We start from the raw sequence: 19,897 nt of genomic DNA, 5'->3' as shown, positions 1-19,897 counted from the left end.
TCGAAAATGAAATTTAGCGTCGATTCAAATTGCGAACCGACCGAAGCAATTGCATTGTCGGAATAACTTCGGAACGGACTTGGCAGTGACAATCATCCAGAAAATCCCTGAGTGGTCGAAGAGTATCTAGGATTAGCAGCGAGACGCTGTTGCCTGACTGTATGTAGCGAGAACCATGGCATGAGACTTTGGAGGGCACTCACTGAGGCATCGATGGATGCGCTCCGATAGTCCAGATGATGGCGCGTGAAATGACGTCAAACGCGCGGGAACGACGCCCCATTATGATGTGACCGTCGTTTTCCAGTCTGCAAATCGCGAGGCGGCGTATTAGGCGACTTCTGCTGCTGGCGCTGGTCGTTCGCCTAACGCCCATAGTGCGCCATCGGCTTTCTCTAGAGCTACATGTGGTGCAGCCTCGCGACCATAGGTTCGTCGTTCCTTGCCGTCCGCAATCGCACGACGCATACGCCTACGAATGCTTCGAGCGGGTTTAGACGTTGATGCCTTTCAATCTAACGTCGACAAAATGTGGAATGTGGCGAAGTCGGTGACGGTAGAGTGAGCGGCTGGCTGCGTTGCGGTCCATGCCCGGAAATAATGAAAGCGTCCGAAACGTCTCAATAGAAGCGTCCGACAGTGGGGGTGAATTCTCCTGCAAACCCTTGCACAGCAAGGGTTCGGACGCTTTCATTTGGGGTCGCCGTTGCGGATTGAAAAGCAGCTTTTTTACCCCCGCTTTTTCTGGGAAAATTTCGACAAAATGGACTTTTCGGGACACTATTAGCGGGGGGTGATTTCGCGCGTCGGGTCCAAGAATGCCGTCCTCCCCGGCCTGTCGATAACCCTCAACGCTCCAGTAGCAACCACTCCACCGCGCCGGCCGGATAATCCTCCGGCCACTCCTTTGCCAGCAATTCCAGCGCTTCCCGAATCCGCTCTGCCGTTGCGCCGCCGCCGCGTGCCGGAGCGCCACCGGTCCCCATTGATTCCAAGACGCTTTGTGCGCAGGCCATCCGGTCGAGCGCACGCCTCAGGCGCATGAAACTGGCGTCAGAAATCTTCTTGACGCCACCTCAATTTCGGTCAGCGCGTCAGCCAGGAAGCAGTCGAGCAAGTCGGCACCACGGCTCGCAAGATAAGTGAGCGCACACTTACACATTGGCCACTGACAACGTCAGATTTTTCCATCGCTAGTACAGCGATTTGCTCTATATCGCTGTACAGCGACGGAGCGGCTTCGGTGACTGACCGCCATCCGACGAATAGCAGGTAGAACGCCCGTCGTTCCGTCAAATCGGTCTTCGCCCGTTGAGTTCAGACTGTTTCCACAGATGCAACGTCGCGTCTTGGTCGGCTGACGACGAATTCCGCATTGCAGCCGGCGACGCGGGGCTCCTTGCTTTGTTCGTACTATACTGCTCGAAAATTGGCGGAAATGACCGGACGAGTCAACCCGTATAGTTCAAAAGACGCGAGAGTTGAGACCATGGGCCGGAAGGCGAAAAAATCGGGCTCCGGCACGGGCATGCTGGTGTTGGCCCTATTGCTAGCAATCGTAGTTGCCCCGAAGGGCGGCTGGACCGTCTTCCTTCTCTTCTTGCTCGTTTCCGCGCTTGTTGCTGCCTTTAGCCAGAAAAAGGAGAAGTCGACTGTTTCCAGCGGCAAGCCCTCGCGCTCAGCCGAGCCAGGCGATATCAAATCAAACCCTCCAATGTCGCCAAACAATATTGGCAGTCGCGCTCAGCCCGAAGACGAATTTCTGACGGTGACCCTCTCATCCGATTCAACTTCTTCGTCTTATCGAATTGCTCGCCCTTCGCTCGAATCGGCGCCCAACGTCCGCTGGGTCAGCGTCGGCGAAACAATTGAGATTGGCGGCGTAGCAATCCGTGGTGGCATGTTTTATCTGGGCGTGCCGCGACGGGGTGAGGCGCACAGAGGACTCGACGCGTGCGCGCTCAATCCAAAAGCCAACATCGCACGTTCGGCCAGCGACGTCTCCAATGGATTGGAGGACTACTGGCTCAGCTATAACGGCTTTTCGGCCGAGCAGCGGAGCGCTTACCTTCAGTGGTTGGCATCCGACCGCTCGGACCCACGATTGCATCGAAGCTTTGCCGTTTTCTACCTGTATGGTCTGGAGAGGCGCGTCCTCGTCGACGGGATGCAGGGAAAGGTGCCGAACGACGAATTCGAAGCTATCGGGAATGAGCTGAGGCGCCTGAATACAATATATTCGGACGCCCTGAGGACGGGATACATTGACGGGTTGCTAGAGTTTATCTTCGTGCATTTGACACACCCTAAGCGCCAATACGAGCATGCGCCGGGAACAATCAAGGGAGGTTTCGAGGTACCCCTAAGCCTACGTGTAGCGTTTGGCCAAGCCGCGCTTGATAAGAAGCCGGTTCCGCCCGATTGGGCAATCACCTGGGCGCTATCAGACCCAGGTGTAAGTAAGCGCACGCCAGTGACGCGCTGCGAAAGCGAATTTCGTCAACTGTTTTTGCGGAAGTACCGAGAGCGATTTCGCGAAGGCATGATGCTCACGGCGAACAAGACAAAGCTAAGGGTGTCTGCCCGCGCCGCGTTCCCTGCACTGCAGAACGTCGAATACCCGGACTACATTACGGCACTCCCGGATATTGCTGCGGTATCGGGGCCACGCAACAAAATCCAGCAACTGGTCAATGAGTGCTCCGACTCCCTTGACGCATATAGTCGATTTCTCGGCCGCGACCCCGATGCGAAAGGGTCGCTGGAAGGCGCGCTCCTGCTGCCAGTCGAACTATGGCCAGAAAGCGCTCGGCAGGAACTCGAGTCGCTGGCGAAAGATGTTGGCAATGTGACCGTTGTGACGACCTTCGGCAGCCTGTTCGAGCGATTCAAAGCGTCGGGCAACATCTCGCGCGACAAGCTGACCACTTTTGCCCGTGTTCTGGGAGAGGCCGGCATTGCTATCGAACCGGATGTGCGAATCTCGGGCCGGACTCCGAAGAGCGCCGACTACGTCGGGTTGTATGCGACGCCTCCAAGCAACTCAACCAGTTTCGCCGACGACAGTTACCAGACTTTCGCGCTAATGGTGGATATGGCGGCATCGATTGCAACCGCTGACGGTAGCGCGTCCGAACAGGAAGTTGCGTTGATTCATCGCCAGATTGAGTCGTGGCCGCAATTGACCGCCCGACAGCAGGACCGGCTCAGAGCCCGCGCGGCAGTGCAGATTGCCCAGCCGCCCACACCGGTGAGCCTGAAGAAGCGGCTCGAACAGCTTTCCGCGGAGGCAAGAGTTTCCGTCGCCACGTTACTTGTGCAGACAGCAAATGCGGATGGGTTTGTCTCGCCGGCCGAAGTAAAAATGCTGGAAAAACTCTACCAAATGCTTGGTCTCGACCCTCAGCGGCTTTATGGGGACCTGCACGGAAACAATGTTGCTCGTTCCTCCAACGTATCGAGAACGTTGTCAGCGGCTGGCAATGCGCCGAGCAGCTTGGAGCAAACGGCTTTTGTTCTGGATACCTCGAAAATCGAGGCACTGCAAATGGAGACGGCAAAAGTCTCCGCCTTATTGGCTGATGTGTTTGCGGAAGAGGTCCCGGTTGCAGAACCTGTCCAAGAAGCCCTGGAGCCACAGACTGGCTCTGCAAGCCTGCTAGGACTGGACGACGCGCACTCGACATTTTTGCGCCTTCTGCTGTCACGTCCGTCATGGACTCGCTCCGAGCTTTCTGACGCGGCGTCGGACCTGGAACTGATGCTCGACGGCGCAATTGAACAGGTAAACGAAGCCTCGCTCGACCATTGGGACGAACCGCTGACTGACGGCGATGACCCAGTCGAAATCAATCAGGAATTTGCACAAAGGTTAGCCTCATGACAACAATTCGCCCGAAGGACCGCGATGCGGTTCTTCAGTCTCTTCGCGCCGGCGTCGTTCCGCGCATCGGGCAACATCTAATCCAGGTCGGTCGCGCAAAAGAACTGGAAGCTTTGATTCAGGACATCGGTCGTGTCGCGGACGGTGGCTCGAGCTTTCGGGTGGTGGTCGGCGAATACGGCGCGGGGAAGACTTTCTTCCTGAATCTCGTTAGAGCCATCGCACTCGAAAAGAAGCTGGTCACGGTCCATGCGGACCTGAATCCTGATAGAAGATTGCATGCCTCCGGTGGTCAGGCACGTTCACTGTACGCCGAACTGGCGAAGAACATGTCAACTCGCACGAAGCCCGACGGCGGTGCGCTCGCGGGCATCGTAGAGAAGTTCATCGGGCAGGCCAAAACCGAGGCTAAGGCCTCGGGGCGAACGAGCGAGGAGGTGATTCGCTTGCAGCTCAGTCAGTTGACCGAGATGGTCAATGGATACGACTTTGCCGAAGTTATCGCAGCATACTGCCGCGGGTTCGACGAAGGAAACGAGGAGCTCAAGGGAGACGCGATTCGGTGGTTTCGCGGCGAGTTCTCCACCAAGACCGATGCACGGGCGGCACTCGGGGTTCGCACCATCATTGATGACGCATCGGTGTACGACCAACTGAAGCTCATGGCTCGGTTTGTCAAACTCGCAGGGTATGGCGGGATGATGGTATGCCTCGACGAGCTGGTGAACCTGTACAAACTCGCGAACGTCCAGGCGCGAAACTCGAACTACGAACAGATTCTGCGGATTCTCAACGATTCGCTCCAAGGGTCTGCAGAAGGATTGGGCTTCGTTCTTGGGGGTACTCCCGAGTTTCTGCTCGATACGAAGCGGGGGCTCTATAGCTACACCGCCCTTCAGTCGCGGCTTGCCGAAAACACGTTCGCCACGAATGGTTTTGTCGACTACACCGGTCCAGTGATACGGCTGGCCAGCCTTACGCCTGAGGACTTTTATGTCCTCCTGGATAAGATTCGTATCGTCCACGCGTTCGGCGACGCGACCAAGGCGATTTTGCCGCAGGAGGCGATTCCGGCCTTCATGGCGCATTGCGCAATGCGGCTCGGAGACACCTATTTCAGAACACCGCGCACGACGATAACGGCGTTCATTAACCTGTTAGCGGTTCTGGAACAGAATCCGTCGGCTGACTGGCGGCAGTTGATTGGGACGCTCGAAGTCGAGAAGGATACGGGAGGCGTGGCTGACGTTGCGACCGAGGGTGACGATGAACTCGCCAGTTTCCGCCTCGGCTGACTCCCGAAGCTTCGACCTGCTCCACGAAAAGATTCGACGTTGGGTCTGGAGGGAGGGGTGGACGGAGCTACGCGACGCGCAGGAGCGCGCCGTTCCCGCGCTCATCAATGCAGACCGTGACATCATCATCGCAGCAGCGACAGCGGCCGGGAAAACGGAAGCTGCGTTCCTTCCCATTCTGTCGAATCTGCTGCGCGACGAGTCGTGTACCGGGTCGGTGCTCTATATCAGCCCGTTGAAGGCCCTTATCAACGACCAATGGTCGCGATTGAATGACCTTTGCGAAGAGCTTGAGATTCCCGTGATTGGTTGGCACGGAGACGTGTCAGCTAGCCGCAAGCAGCGATTCTTTAAGAATCCAAAGGGCGTTCTCCTGATAACGCCCGAGTCTCTCGAAGCGATGTTTGTCAATCGTGGTTCGTCCTTGCAGGCAACATTCGGCGCGCTGCGCTACATCGTTGTCGATGAATTGCATGCGTTCATTGGGTCTGAGCGCGGGAAGCAGCTCCAGTCACTGATGCACCGGGTCGAGCGCACATGCGGACGGCGGGTTCCTCGCGTTGGACTTTCCGCCACGCTCGGCGACATGCAGCTTGCAGCGCAATTCCTTCGGCCTCGCCACGACGCCGCCGTCGAGGTCATCGAATCGAAGAGCGGCGGTCAGGAACTGAAGGTCCTGATAAAGGGCTTTGTCCTCCGACCGCCCAGAATCGAACTGGAACCCGATTTAGAAAACTCGGTGCTGGAGGATGCCGTCCCCGGAAGTACCGTCGACATCGCGAACCAGCTGTACAAGTCGCTGCGTGGCTCAAACAATCTCATATTCCCCAATAGCCGGCGGCTCGTCGAGACCTATGCCGACCTTTTGCGCCGCGCTTGCGAAAGAGACGGATATCCGAACGAATTCTGGCCTCACCATGGAAGCCTGTCGAAGGAGCTCCGCGAGGACACGGAGCAAGCACTCAAGGACGGTACCAGGCCGGCCAGCGCCATCTGCACGACCACCCTAGAACTTGGCATCGACATCGGTGCAGTCAAGAGCATCGCGCAGATTGGCGCACCGCCATCGGTAGCGAGCCTCCGCCAGCGTCTCGGGCGCTCAGGCCGGCGCAAAGGCGAGCCGGCAATCTTGCGCGGGTACTGCGTCGAATCGGAACTTAGGGCGGATTCCGATTTTTCCGACCGGATACGGGAAAGTCTGGTCCAGTCAGTCGCGATGGTAAGTTTGTTGATGCGAGGATGGTTCGAGCCGCCCAGGGTTGGTGGAATGCATGCGTCGACTCTAATCCAGCAAATTCTGTCCATCATCGCCGAGCGTGGTGGGTGTACGGCCGCAGAGCTTTGGGCCAGCCTGATTGCCAGCGGCACATTCGAGGCAATAGATAAGGCCTCATTCACGGAGGTCTTGCAGAATCTGGGCAAGCTGGACCTTCTTGTCCAATCGTCAAACGGGCTGCTCCTTCACGGCGGGGTCGGTGAAAAACTGGTCAACCACTACGAGTTCTACTCGGCTTTCGCCAGCGATGAAGAATTTCGGGTGATTGCTGGCGGACGCCAGCTTGGAAGCCTCCCAGTGGCGCACCCGCTGACCAAAGGTCAGGGCTTGATATTTGGCGGACGGCGCTGGCGTGTCGAAGAAGTCGACCAGGAAGGAAAGACCATTTACATCACACCCGACAAAGGTGGCGCTCCGCCGCAATTTGATGGCAACGGCGCGATGGTTCATGACGAGGTGCGGCGCGAGATGCGGCGTCTTCTGGCGGGCGCCGAACCCGTATTGTTTCTGGACGCCGCGGGCCAAGGAATGCTGCGCGAGGCGCGTCGGTACTATGCCGAGGCGTCACTGGAACGGACCGCCATTTTCCGAGAGGGCTCGGATACCCTTATTGCCACGTGGCAAGGTGATTATCTCAACGACGCTCTGGTTCTGCTGTTACGTGCCAACAAATTCGATGCGTTTAACAATGGCGCAGTCATCGGCATTTCGAACGGCAGCGCAGAGCGCGTGACGGCAGCTCTACATCAGATAGGTCAGTTAGACCAGGCGACGGCCATCAAGGCCGTAGCTGAGATAGAAAATCTTGACCGGGAAAAATGGGACTGGGCGCTACCGATGTCCGTGAAGCGCGCCGCGTTCGCATCGGCGCATCTCGATATTGACGGCGCCCTGGCATTCGCTCGAAGTACTGCGCGCTCTGCGACGGACGAACCGACGACCAAATAAGCCCAAAGCCGCGGGCTCCAAGAAGCGGTGGTCTGGTGAAGTTACGGCGAACATTACAACGACATTGGGAGGAGCAGTAATGGCTACTGCCAAACAAGATTTTGAACACTTCGTCCGCCGGCTCTACGAGCCGGATAGAGCAATGCCTGCCGACGTGCGCCGTCTGGCGATGCTCTGCTTGCAGAACTTCGATGAGCTTGCGGCCACCACCAGACAACGCAGTCAGCGCTCAATTACTCTGGCGCGGCTAATACGCGACTCAGTGCCGGAAATTGCGGACGCCGTGCCAGCACCGGCGGCTCAAGCCGTCGCTGGCGTGTGGGCATGGAAGCGGCTGCGCAAGTTCACTCTTGGCCCTTTCCGTGGATTCAAAAACCCTGAAACCTTCGACCTGACCAAGCAGGTGGTCCTCTTCTATGGCCCGAATGGAAGCGGGAAGACTAGCTTGTGCGAAGGATTGGAATACGCGCTGCTAGGCGAGGTCGAGGAAGCAGGCGCCAAGCGAATTGTCGCGCGCACGTACCTCGCGAACTTGCATGCCGGGCGCTTCGTTGACCCCGTCCTGACGGCAACGGGCCACCGGGGCGATGAAATCAATGTCGCCGCGAATCCCGATGCGTATCGCTTCTGCTTCGTAGAGAAGAACCGAATTGACTCCTTTTCTCGGATTGCTGCGCGGCCGCCAGCACAACGAGCAGAACTGATAGCCACGCTGTTTGGCATGGGCCAGTTCAGCGACTTTGTCGGCAACTTCAATGAAAACATCGACGGCCAGTTGGTTTTGACCGATAACAAGCAAAAAGCGTTGGCCGCGCAGCGTGCCACGCTGGCCACTGACCAACAAACCGTCAAAGGCGAAGCGGAGTCACTTCGCGGGCTTGATGCCGAGGAGGCCAGGTTGGGCCTCGAATACGCCGAAGGCACCACCTATGAAATGCTTAAGCAGTTCATTGGCTCCGAGGTGGAACCTGGCCGGCTCCATGCACTCGATGCCATTCTGGAACGCGTGCCGCCAAACATCATCGGTGTAACGCGTCTGGGACTCATTGCAGCATTTGAAAAGGCGAACGAGTGTCGGAGTACAGTTGACGGACATACTGCTGCCCTCCGTGCCCGCAGCGAGCAAGTGTCGTTCAAAGGGCTGTACGACGCGGTCGTTGCCCTGAAGGAGTCTGTCGGAGACCGGTGCCCCGCGTGCAATACACCACTTGCCGGGCCGGTGCGGGTGGCGACCAACCCGTACGAGAAAGCATCGGCAGGACTTAAGCAGCTCGAGGAGCTTGGCACCCTTCAGGATAAGCAAACTGCCGCACAGCGCGAAGTGGACCAAGCATCCCGGGAACTTCGAGAGATGCTCAGTCTGGTATCCGGGTTTCTCGCTTCTCTGACTGAGAAGCCAGCATTGCTCACGCAGTTTCTTGCTACGTTGCCGCCAGCCCCTGACGGCGCATGGTGGGCAGGCATCTATCCCAAAGAGCCTGCACAACCAGCCAACCCCGACGTGCAGCGGGAACTGTTTGCAATTGTGGAGCGTATGGAGGCACAAGATGCCGCTTCGCATCAAGCGCAACAGGACCGCCAACCCCACGTTGAGGAGCGCAGGCGTCTCGAGGATTTTCGCCTGAAGGTCCAAGCACAAGACCAAAAACGGCAGACACTTAAGGATAACGTCGCTGCCGCCAGCAAGCGCATTGAAGATTTTGACGTTGCAAACGCTCAACTGATAGAAGAGGCTGAACAGGAGCGCCTCGCTATTGCCCGCGACACACCGCTGAAGGCTACGTATGACCGGTTCCTCGAGGAGCTGCGGTCGTACCGGGACCACCTCCCGAGTCAATTGATGGCGGGCCTCAACGAGACGGCGCTCAATCTGTACAACGAGTTCAATCGCAACGACCTGGACGCCGACAAGCTTGCGGCAATGCATTTGCCCTTGACGGACGATGGGAAAATTGAAGTCACCTTCCGCGGCGACCAAGACAGACGTGTTGATGCATTGCATGTCCTGAGTGAAGGTCATGTCCGCTGTCTTGGCCTCGCGATTCTGTTGGCAAAGGCGAAGAGCATCGACTCACCGACGATTGTTTTCGACGATGCAATCAACGCGATTGACCACGACCACCGCGGAGGTATCCGGGAAGCGATATTTGAGAGCGATACGTTCGCGGACACTCAAATCATCGTCACCTGCCACAGCAACGAATTCATCAAGGACATCCAGCAACATCTGCCCCGAGAGCGCGACTGTCAGGTTTATCTCTTCCGCCACCATACGGGAGACCATCATCCGCGCGTGACCGGCAATGTCCCAACTGCGAACTACGTTGCGAAAGCGCGAGCTGCTCGGGACGTATTGAACGACCGGGAAGCTTTGTCTGCATCACGGCAGGCGCTCGAGATGCTAACCGAGAAGGTCTGGCGATGGCTGGGAACACATGACCTAGGTACGCTCAGTGTGCCACTCGCCGGTGCCGGCGCCGAGCCGGCGCTTAGAAACCTGTGCGAGGCGCTGCGTAAGAAGCTGCGCGATGCAGGCTCGTTCAATCACGCCAACAAGGAAATAATTGTTGGAGCACTGGAGCGCATTCTCGGCATCCCAGGGACCAGCCTTATCTGGACTTACCTGAACAAAGGCACACATGAAGAGGCGGACCGGGATGACTTCGATGGCGAACAGGTAGAGGCGGTCGTTCGCACGCTTGAGGAGCTCCGCGATTTGGACCTACGCAAAGGGAAATAACACTCACCAGAGGACCAATGATGGCACACATTACCATCTCGACGGCTGCTGACGTATCTCAGAAAGGACTGACCGACGTCAATCGGGTAGCAATAGGTTTTCTCAGGGATACCGGTACTCGATAAAACGCTCGAAGCAGAGGTACTCCGGCGCAGCCATTGCGTAACAGCCAATAGACTTGTGGTGAGATTCACCCAGCATTGCTAAAGGATGAGCGCGGCCGAATCAGAGCACAGTGCATCAGGTCAAAGACGAGGTGGCATTGGGAACTTAGTAAAATGCGCCGTCCCAAGCTAGCACTCGATGCGAGTTTGCGAAAGTGGCTCGATTGCACCCAGACTCCGGGCGCGCCGTCAGATGTGCTAGGCAAAAAGTTTGAAGTTCAACTCTAAAGGTTCTAGCGAATAGCTACTGGGCGTTTTCAGTAAGGAGCGGCCTTTTAAGGGCGGCATCTAGACGCGCCCATGGTATTTGACGTTTCCCGAAAAAAGCAGGGAAGAGGCAAACGTGAGTTCGCGCTCGCAACCCAGCGCGAGTGACAGTTCGAAGGATGTCAGGAGAAAAATCATCAGCCGCTCAGTATTAGTCGTCACGAACCGCCAAGATGTAACCACAGACTTCGTAATTTTGGAGATGCAGCGGCGTGGCGTTCCATACGTTCGCCTTAACAGCGAATCTCTAGCGCAGGGCATATTGCGCCTCACCCCTGAGTCGGGCGCACATGGCTTCCAACTGACGATAGGCGAGCGTCTTGTTTCTCTGGCAGAATTCGGTGCTGCATATTATCGACGCCCCGGAGTCCCGCATGCTGCAGGTTTGGTGCCGGAGCAATATCTAGCCTACTGTGAGGGCGAATGGGGTGCGTCGCTGAGAGCGCTCTACGCGTTCCTTGACACCCGCTGGTTGAATTCACCACAACGCATTGACGCGGCGGAGAACAAACCGTACCAGTTATTTATTGCTTCAGCCCTAGGATTTTCCATTCCTGAAACATGCATCACGAACGACGCGCGAGAAGCAAGGCGACTTTTGGCCGGCGGTAAGACGATTGGCAAGCCTCTCCGTACAGCACTTATAGGCATAGCTAACGACGAACGCGTCATCTTCACAGAGCAAATCGCTGACGCATCCGCAATCGATGATGCTGCCGTCGCAGTCGCGCCAATCATCTTCCAGCGGCAAATCGTCAAAGCGTTGGACGTTCGAGTCACGGTGGTAGGAAACGCCGTATTTTCCGTCGCAATTCATTCGCAAACTACTGTTGAGTCGTCCGTCGATTGGCGGCGGGGAAACAATCCACACCTAGAGCACAGTGTCGTGCAGCTTCCGCCCGACATTAGGGAGAAATGCGTAGCAATCGTGAAGCGCTTTGGCTTGCGGTTCGGCGCAATCGACCTCGTCTTGGATACTGACAACAAATATTGGTTTCTCGAAATCAACCCAAACGGCCAGTGGGCGTGGATTGAAACGCGCACCGGCTTACCGATAACGGCGGCCATCGTCGACGAACTCCAATCAATTTGCGATGAAGCTCATTAGCTTGCCCGATAAGGTCTGGCCATATCTCGACAGACCGACAAAAAACGATATGGAGGACGCACGGAATCAGTGCGTAAAGGATGTTGCACAGTTGCGTGACAACATCGGCCGTCTCGAGCACGACGTTCTGCTCGAGGAAGCTCGTCGGTTATACGACGAAGAGGAAGAGCGACGGCGAGTAGCGGACTCCAAGGCAACTACGTACTTACTCGTAGCGGCAGCACTCGTGCCGGTGCTGACCTATTTCGAGGGAGTAGTCTGGGGCGACAAGGTTGGTTCGGCGCCACGCTGGATGGCGTTCGGAATCATCTCATTGGCGTTATTGTATTTGACGGGATTTGCTTGGTATGCTTTCCGCGCGTTGAAGCTGGTAGGATATCATCGGATAGGCACCTCGGAAGTTCGCAGTTGGATTAGCGTAAAGGGGGTGCAACGTTGGCGTATCGCAAACTCTTACCTTTCTTGTACGCGGCAGAACCAAGACAAGAACAACCTGCGACTCACTTGGCTAAACTTAGCTCACAGATTCATTGTAAGAATTTTCATCTGTTTTGCTGCGGTATGTCTCCTTGAGGCAGGCTACGGGGTCTACGACTCAGTTAGCAAATTGGATTCGCCGTCAGCAAGGCAACCCGTGATAGAAAAACCGCCAAGCCGCTTTTTGCGACTTTGAGTTCGGATACCAGTAGAAGTCAGTTGCTGCGCTGTGGTCAGTTGATGAGTTTCAGTATGCAGTTCGCGGAGGAACCGTGGCACAGAGGCACGAATATGAAGGTAAGAACTACGCAGTTCCGTTTTTGTGTGAGCGCGCGGTATCTCGCACCGGCGAGCGAGAATTGCCAGGATTCTATTGTGACGTGACCGACGTATGGGTGGTGCAAGGAGTCAATGGCGTAAAACCGCTCGCCTCGACACCATCACAGGCGCAGGAGCTGGTCACCAAGACGAAGGCGCGTATGGAAAGAGATGATGATGGTTCTGCCGCGTTGCTCGGGGCTATCACCAAGACCGCTGTGCAACTCGAAAGCGACGACGACCGCTTTGTTACGGCAAGACCATACGCACTATTACAGCTATACACTAAAACGGAATCGCAAATTGAGAGAGACGATACGTAATCACTAACGCGAACTTGGCACAATGACGCTTCAATACAACTGGCAGCCGGTCGCAGACTTGACCGTTGCAGGGCTCACGGGCGCAAGAGGCGTCGGAGTGAGATTCCTGCAGTTAAGCATGCGCTTCTCCATGTCTAACCGGAGCGAACGTGGTGTGGACGTCCGTATCGACTCGCTCAGCGCACTGGTGAGTGTAAAGTCCGATGGGGGAAATTTTCAATATCTAGGGCTAGGTAAGTTTGAATCGCCTTTGTCTTTGAAGGTCGAGGACCATGCCTATCAGTCCTTTTGCCTTATGCGGGTCGAACTCACCGATACGCAAATACTCGCGCTCGAGACAATGCGCGGCGGTGGCGGACTGGAATTCTAGGTCGACGTCCGAGGATTGGGCCATGCGCAGACCGGGACCGTCCCGGTTGCGGACACAGTCAACTACTCGGCCAATCTCAGCAAGTGGGCGGACGTTTTGCGAGAACTTGGGTACGCCGACGTATTCGTAGTTGGCATCGAGCTTCCCATGCGGGACATTCCCTTGTCATTGTCCAGCGCAGCAGGAATGCTGCGCACTGCCCAGCGGCAGCTGCTTGCCGGCGAATACAGCTTGGTGGTTGCGACCTGCCGCAACGCGCTTGACAGTATTCTTGCAGTCTTGGACGTAAGCGAATCCGTCCAAGCGGCACGGAACAACCGTCCGAAGGACACCAACGACGAAACCAAGTTGCAGAGAGCGCTAAAAATTCTGACAGCGGTTCGCCGCTATGCACATCTCGCACACCATGTCAGCAATGACGGTCGCCCAGAATGGTATAGCCGCAGCGATGCTACACTCGTCCTTTCCACGACGTCCGCGTTGCTTACTAGTGGTGCGGAATGGCTTGTGCTCACGCCCAACCGGAAATGAATTCGGAGCGGCTATGGTTTCTCTCACCACTCAGGAAAGACGCCAAATCTGATGTCCGTATATTCGAGCTGGTTTAGCCAGATTGAACAGCAACGGGCTCAACTTCGGCACAGTGGCTCACCACCCGACGTTGAATGATTCTTCCGCCACGTTGTGGCGGCAAACGACGTTGGCTTCCTTTCCCTCGAATCTATCGCGGCCATTGCGAATAGCCTGCTCACAAGCCCGCTGTCGGGCGCACGGCTACGCAACATGAGCAGCTCCTTATTCAATAACTCCATGTTTCCGCAGCCACTGACCGTGCTCAGAGACAATGGTCGAGAACGGCGAAGGATTTTCGCGGTACATCACCTTGAACAAGGCGAGGCAATCCGGAGGTGACTTGTCTGCCTGCACGCTTTGGACGGAGGCATCAACCAGCGAACTCGTCGGGCCAAACTGAATGGCTTTTTCTGCCGCTACAGTCGTTTCCATCATGTCGACGGTGTTTTGTAGCGCACATGTTTGAAAGGCTTTGTGCGCTGCGCTGTCGAATGCAGGACTGCCTTGAACTTGTCCGAACAGCCCAAATTCGACACTCATGGTCTGATGCCATATTTCCAGCTGTACTTTTTGTCTTTCTATGTCGGCGCCCGGAGTTTCGCAGAACACTGCGGCTATTGACAGACAGGTACAGATGGCTGCACCAGCCTCCCACCAGGGTGAAAAGAAAGAATCGACGAAACCCAGCATAGCCGCAGCGCCGACCAGAATCCCGCACAGGAACACGGCCGCAGCGCTGAAATACGCAGCGGCAAATAAAAATTTTATAGCAAGGCCAGCTCCCAGCAAAATCGATGCAAGGGAAATGGTAGCTCGGATTCTCATAGATTCCTCAGCAGCATGGTCGAAGCCGTTCTTAGCGGCCCGCCGACAGTCGTTTGGTTCCCGCTCAACAAAAGGAAGTGGCGAGAGCCGCGAAGAGAGCTGTCTACAGCGTTTCGGTCCGTGCGTCAGCCGCCCTTGCTCTTGAACAGTCGCTCGTGCATCCAGCCATCATTGGTCACAACGAGCACGGCCTTGTCCCCAGGTGCACCGCTCAAGTCATGCTGTACTGAAGGATATGCGGCCTGAATTGCCGGCTGTTTCGCCCAAGCTGGCGCGTCGTCGACCTCGTACAGGTAGTTGACTTGAGAAATCTTGGTGCCAAACATATCCGCCGGTTGCGTGAAGTTTTCCACTTCCTTCACTTTGTACTTGCCACCGCAGAAGGCATCCCATTTGCCCATATTGTCGGCGCCACCTTTGACCAGATACTTCTTGCCTTCATCAGTGAGCGAGTATTCGACGCCCGCGACCATCTGATTACCAAATGCGGCCTTCACTTGCGTATCTTTGGCCGAAAGCAAGCCGGCGCTTACTAACGCCGCAGCCTTTTCTGGCTCGTTGATAAAGTTCATACCGCCCGACTTCTGCAGCGTGAAGGGCAAGTCCTTCGCGGGAACCATGACGCACACGCCTTTCTTGGTATCAAGATAGTCCTGGATAGCAGATTGGAAGTTGCTCTTATTCGCATCCTGCTTGCTGCCGCAGGCGGCGAAAGCCAGAAGACTACAGGTAACGGCCGCAATAACACCTGCCTTCAACATTGAATCACCCCTATGCGTCATGAATATATTTTAGGTCGCGTCGCAACGACGCGCGGCAACAATTATCTCTATCTTATGCTCCCGTTCCAAGTCGATTGTGAGTATTTCGCTTTAATCTCTTTGGCGGTGTTCGACAGGCCTAAAGACTTGGATGCGGAAGCCGATATCCAGAGGTCACAACTCATTAAACGGGATAAACGCGTGAAGTTGCATCTTGCTTTGGCCGCAGTGGCGGTCGCATGCGTTGGTTGCGCTGAGACAGGCGCCGCTTTGCAAAGCCTCAACAATGGCCTTGCTCAGGTTAATCAGGCAATGGTGCCGAGCGGCAGCGGCACGCCTGCGATGTTCGGGCCGTCGCTGTCCGCTGAGCAGCAAGGACAGTTGCGCAGCGCGCTGACGGCTTCGCTGTCGTCGCGCGATGCTTCTTTCCGAAGCGTGGTCGTTTCCGCTCAACCCGTGATGCTTTCAGTGATGTCAAAGGCGGCTTGCTATCAGGATTGGAACGACTCCCGTGTATTGAGCATGTACACCTCGTCGCAAATTGGCAACGGCTTTATACCCGCACCGTGGGGGACCATGAAGTACGCGCCAAAGAGTCGCTGTCTTAGCGTTCTACGCACCGATTCATGGACACAGAAGTCTCTCAACTCCTTCCGCTACCGTACGGTCTACTACAGCCCGGAGAGCGGCGAAAGCCAAGCGGTCGTCTACGAGTTCATCAATCAAGACGGTTCCTGGTTGCTGAATTACGCGTCTTACTGAGACGACAATGAGGTGACGTGTAAGGTGTCGCTCGCTCCGCGGTCGTTGCGCGGGCTGCAGCGGCATGGGCCGCGAGGTAGCAGTTTAGATTGGGGGGGGGCGGAGCACTATCCGGTCCTAACGGCGTTTGCATGCACTCATAGTACTGCTTGCGCTGCAAGAACGCTTGGCTGCGTTGACCCCAAGCCGACGCGCCATGCTCGAGAGTAATGCGCCCACTCCAGTGTTTTCAAAATGGTTGGCAGATGCAATTTGCTCGAGCGGTGCGCTCACGGCGCCGCTCAGGCTCGCTAGGTTTGCGGGCAATAGACTGGCCATCCGATGAGCAGGGCACAAACCCCCGGGTTTGAGAAATGTTCTTGCATCCTCGGATAGGTGGTAGCGGTGTACTCGTCGGCGCGGTATTGACGCCGGTGATACATGTTGGTCACTTGAACTTGTTCCCGTGACGCCACCTAATCGACGCCTCGTTTTTTTTCGGATAGGCAATAAAGAAAGTCGCCGGTGAGGCTTTCTGCAAGCCGCGCGTCTGCTCAGAGTCAGTGCATAACCGGTTTTCGATGCGACGCTTGAAGTACACTTGCAGGATTACATGCCGAGGTCATCAGAATTAGAATGAAAATCGCCATCCTCCATCTCAGTGACATCCATATCAAGGAGGGAAAGACGCATGTCCTTGATAGATGGGAAAAAATCTGCGCAACCGCGAACAATCTTCTGCCCGATGTTCGCGCTGTCTTCGTCGTAGTGACTGGAGACATTGCATACGGCGGAGAGGATAAGGAATACGAGTTAGCCGATAGGTTCTTTGGTAACCTGCTCGACTGCATTCGGGGGAGGGTGAAGAGCGACACGGTTGTCTACATGGTCACGGTTCCTGGAAACCATGACGGCACGTTCAAGCGACCAAACGCCGCGAGAAAGGCAATCATCGACAGTGTTATCAGCGGGGGAGATATCGATGACAGCGTCATCGACGCCTGCGTGGCGCCCCAAGCGCATTATTTCGCCTTTGCAGAGCGATTCTCATCCGATTACGCGACCTTTCGTGACCGGCTTTGGGTGCAGCATGAAGTTCCGGTCGACGACCACGTTATCTCTTTCAGTGCTATCAATGCAAGCTGGCTGTCTCAGGTCCCGGAGACGCCAGGAAAGCTCGTTTTCCCCGTAAAGCGATATGTGAACGCGGCGAAAGGGAACGCATCAGTGCGCATTGCGCTGATGCATCATCCGTTGAATTGGTATGCGCAGAACACTTACCACCCCCTACGGGAACTTTGCCGCAGTCAATACCAAGTGGTGATGTCAGGTCACGAGCATTCGGCGAGCGCGTCGACGGTGAGTGACTTGCAATTCGGCGACAGTTTGAATCTTGAAGCAGGCGCATTGGACCCGCATGAACCAGATGGAGTTAGCTCTTTCTCCGTAGTGAAGCTCGACCTTGACAAGCAGCTGTTCGCGAAGGTCGACTTTGCATGGGACGGACAACGGTATATGCCGACCGACGGAGACGCAGTGTGGGACTCCTTCGTTCCGTTGCCGCCCCGGCGAAATGACGGCTTTGCATTGACCGATGAGACGAAAGCGCGCCTTGAGGACGTTGGTGCCACGTTCACCCATCCAAGCAAGGAACGCATCGTTCTGTCGGATATTTTCGTGTACCCGGACTTGCACGAGCTTTCCGCGATTGAACTGGATGGGCCCACGACCATCAGCGCGGAAATCCTGGCGAAGCAAATCAACAAAATTGGGAAGGCCCTTGTCCGTGGCGATGACCAGTTCGGCAAGACGGCGCTGTTGCACACTCTCTACAAAGCTTACTTCAATGCTGGCTACGTACCGGTGCTTGTGACTGGCCGCGACCTCTTGAGCGAGTCAGAAGAGCGGTTGGAACGTATACTGCACAATGCCATTGAATCGCAATATGGGCCCGATACGGCTACGAAATACGGGCAACTCGAAAAAGCATCGAAGGTGCTTCTGGTGGACGACCTCGACAGGACGAATCATCGGCCGGAGACCCTCGCAAAGGCGCTGGAGTACGTTGACCGTCATTTCCAGCAAGCCGTCGTCTCTGTGAGCGAACGCTTTGATGTAGCGGAGCTCTCCTCTGCTCGCACTGCCGAAATCGGCGCACGGTTTTCGCAATATCGCCTGCTTGGCTTTGGGTATAAGCTGCGGTCATTGCTTATCCGACGGTGGTTGACACTGGGTGACGCTTATCCGCCCGCCGACCTTCAGGCTCGTGTTCACGACGCGGAGAGCATTATAGATTCGGTGATAGGGAAAGGTCTCGTTCCCACAACTGCATTCAACGTCCTAGTCCTGTTGCAGTCTCTCGAGGTGAGCGCTAAAGGGTCGCTTGCCAACTCCGGTATGGCTGAATACTACGAGTTCCTCATTCGGAGAAGCTTGTTCCAGGCGAAGCTCCGCGGTGAAGAGCTCGACGAAGTCTTTAGCTATCTGGCAAACCTTGCCTGGGTCTTCCATTCCAGCGGTGTAAAGAGTCTCGACGAGACCGACCTTGAGCGGTTTAACGCTGAATTTTCCGAGAACATTCACCGGACCGATTTGGCGTCTCGGCTGGACCTGCTGAGCCGATGCAGGGTTCTGGCTAAGACTGGAAGTAGCTACTCGTTCAGGTACGAGTACATTCGGTATTTTTTCGCTGCGAAGCATATTGCGAACAACATTGAGGACCGCCCCGAACTTCGCGCGATGGTGCTTCACGCCTGTCAGCATCTCTACTTACGTGACAATGCCAACATAGTCCTGTTCTTGACGCATCATAGTGCCAGCAAGTGGATAATCCGTGAAGTGGCTGGAGTTCTCGCTAAACTGGTCGCCGATGTCTCGCCGTTCGATTTACAGCGTGACACGGTTGTACTGAACAAGTGGGTCACACAACGCGCGAAGATAATCGTTGACGCCAGTAATGTTGAGGCGAACCGCTCGTCGCAACGAGAGCAGGCCGACGAAGCTTCGAGGTTGCCCGAGCACGAGCCGGAGGGTGAAGTTGCCTCTCTTGAGGAACTCGACCAAGTTGCTCAGCTAAATCTGCTTTTCAAGACGAGCGAGATACTTGGACAGATATTAAAGAACCGATACGGTTCTCTCGACAAGTCGTTCAAACGTGAACTTGTTTGCGAGCTGTTTGCGGGACCGCTGCGCGGCGTCAATAGGTTTCTTAATCTCGTCAACGAAGCTCCGGAAGCATTGATGGAGGACGTCAGCGCGAAACTGAGAGACCGGTTGCCCAAGCTCACCAAAGAGGAAGCGGATAAGCAGGCGCAAAGGCTTATTTTCTACTCCCTCGGACTTTTTGCAGAGGGCCTACTTGCTCGGCAGGGAGAGCTAGTCGGGTCCCCGAAACTGAAAGAGACGGTAGAGCAAGTCGCCCGAGAGGCCAATCAAGATACGTTCTCGCTAGTCAGCATTGCTGCACAGCTCAGTTATCCAGGTCACGTTCCAATGGCGGCTATCGAGCAACTGTCGAGGAATGTGAAAACGAACGTCTTCGGTCATCGGTTGCTCCAAGGAATCGTTGCACGTCATATGTACATGTTCTCACTGCCCATTGATGAGAGGCAGCGACTTGCGCAAGCAGTCGGAATCGACTTGCGAACACAATTAGTCAATGAGGTTCGTGCAGATGTCAAGAAGCTTCCGGCTCACGGCAACCAGCCATCTAACCCAAGAAATCTTCTGGGGCGATTACATAAGTCGTTCCTGCTTCGAAATGAGAAGACTATCGACTCCGTCCTTGAAAAAGTGAAGGAGAGCAAGAAGGACGGTAGATAGTCATCC

The 19,897-nt window shown here is 55.8% G+C and carries 14 protein-coding genes; 11 read left to right on the top strand and 3 right to left on the bottom strand.

The window, feature by feature from the left end; genetic code table 11:
• Window positions 1-848: 848 nt before the first annotated feature.
• Window positions 849-986, bottom strand: a complete 138-nt coding sequence (locus OH764_RS32010) for a hypothetical protein (RefSeq protein ID WP_498849988.1) — start codon at window positions 984-986, stop codon at window positions 849-851.
• A 503-nt stretch (window positions 987-1,489) separates the two neighbouring features.
• On the opposite strand from OH764_RS32010, the gene OH764_RS32005 reads away from it, so the two are divergent.
• The 9 genes from OH764_RS32005 (at window position 1,490) to OH764_RS31965 (ending at window position 13,700) form a co-directional block, all read left to right on the top strand.
• Window positions 1,490-3,883, top strand: coding sequence for a tellurite resistance TerB family protein (locus OH764_RS32005; protein ID WP_498849987.1), 2,394 nt, complete (start codon window positions 1,490-1,492; stop codon window positions 3,881-3,883).
• A complete protein-coding gene (locus OH764_RS32000; protein WP_498849986.1) occupies window positions 3,880-5,178 on the top strand; it encodes an ATP-binding protein in 1,299 nt (432 codons plus the stop codon). The genes OH764_RS32005 and OH764_RS32000 overlap by 4 nt, the downstream gene beginning before the upstream one ends.
• Window positions 5,150-7,402: a DEAD/DEAH box helicase gene (locus tag OH764_RS31995; RefSeq protein ID WP_498849985.1), complete on the top strand. Its 2,253-nt coding sequence runs from the start codon at window positions 5,150-5,152 to the stop codon at window positions 7,400-7,402. The genes OH764_RS32000 and OH764_RS31995 overlap by 29 nt, the downstream gene beginning before the upstream one ends.
• A 79-nt stretch (window positions 7,403-7,481) precedes the next feature.
• Entirely contained in the window at window positions 7,482-10,142 is a 2,661-nt protein-coding gene (locus OH764_RS31990; RefSeq protein WP_498849984.1) for an AAA family ATPase, read from the top strand.
• A 507-nt stretch (window positions 10,143-10,649) separates the two neighbouring features.
• Window positions 10,650-11,681, top strand: coding sequence for an MvdC/MvdD family ATP grasp protein (locus OH764_RS31985; RefSeq protein WP_498849983.1), 1,032 nt, complete (start codon window positions 10,650-10,652; stop codon window positions 11,679-11,681).
• Window positions 11,668-12,354 (top strand): hypothetical protein, encoded by a 687-nt coding sequence (locus tag OH764_RS31980; RefSeq protein WP_498849982.1) that lies wholly within the window; start codon window positions 11,668-11,670, stop codon window positions 12,352-12,354. Before OH764_RS31985 ends, OH764_RS31980 begins: the two co-directional genes overlap by 14 nt.
• 76 nt (window positions 12,355-12,430) lie before the next feature.
• On the top strand, window positions 12,431-12,799 hold the full coding sequence (locus OH764_RS31975; protein ID WP_309587300.1) for a hypothetical protein: 369 nt from the start codon (window positions 12,431-12,433) through the stop codon (window positions 12,797-12,799).
• Between the two features lie 22 nt (window positions 12,800-12,821).
• On the top strand, window positions 12,822-13,169 hold the full coding sequence (locus OH764_RS31970) for a hypothetical protein (protein ID WP_498849981.1): 348 nt from the start codon (window positions 12,822-12,824) through the stop codon (window positions 13,167-13,169).
• Between the two features lie 147 nt (window positions 13,170-13,316).
• On the top strand, window positions 13,317-13,700 hold the full coding sequence (locus tag OH764_RS31965; RefSeq protein ID WP_498849980.1) for a hypothetical protein: 384 nt from the start codon (window positions 13,317-13,319) through the stop codon (window positions 13,698-13,700).
• A 264-nt stretch (window positions 13,701-13,964) separates the two neighbouring features.
• Here OH764_RS31965 and OH764_RS31960 read toward each other — a convergent pair whose 3' ends face one another.
• Window positions 13,965-14,567 (bottom strand): hypothetical protein, encoded by a 603-nt coding sequence (locus OH764_RS31960; RefSeq protein ID WP_498849979.1) that lies wholly within the window; start codon window positions 14,565-14,567, stop codon window positions 13,965-13,967.
• 125 nt (window positions 14,568-14,692) lie between these two features.
• Window positions 14,693-15,328 carry a hypothetical protein gene (locus OH764_RS31955; RefSeq protein ID WP_498849978.1) on the bottom strand — a complete coding sequence of 212 codons (636 nt, stop codon included), beginning with the start codon at window positions 15,326-15,328 and terminating at the stop codon, window positions 14,693-14,695.
• Between the two features lie 12 nt (window positions 15,329-15,340).
• On the opposite strand from OH764_RS31955, the gene OH764_RS31950 reads away from it, so the two are divergent.
• The gene (locus OH764_RS31950) at window positions 15,341-16,090 is read left to right on the top strand and encodes a hypothetical protein (protein ID WP_498849977.1); all 750 of its coding nucleotides are present in this window, start codon (window positions 15,341-15,343) and stop codon (window positions 16,088-16,090) included.
• A 615-nt stretch (window positions 16,091-16,705) separates the two neighbouring features.
• Complete coding sequence (locus OH764_RS31945; protein ID WP_498849976.1) at window positions 16,706-19,891, top strand: anti-phage protein; 3,186 nt, start codon at window positions 16,706-16,708, stop codon at window positions 19,889-19,891.
• Window positions 19,892-19,897: the final 6 nt, after the last annotated feature.

This window comes from Burkholderia sp. M6-3, from assembly GCF_050858985.1.
Taxonomy (GTDB): domain Bacteria; phylum Pseudomonadota; class Gammaproteobacteria; order Burkholderiales; family Burkholderiaceae; genus Paraburkholderia; species Paraburkholderia caledonica.
Note: the sequence above shows the minus strand (reverse complement) of the source record. Positions and strands in the feature narration are given on the sequence as shown.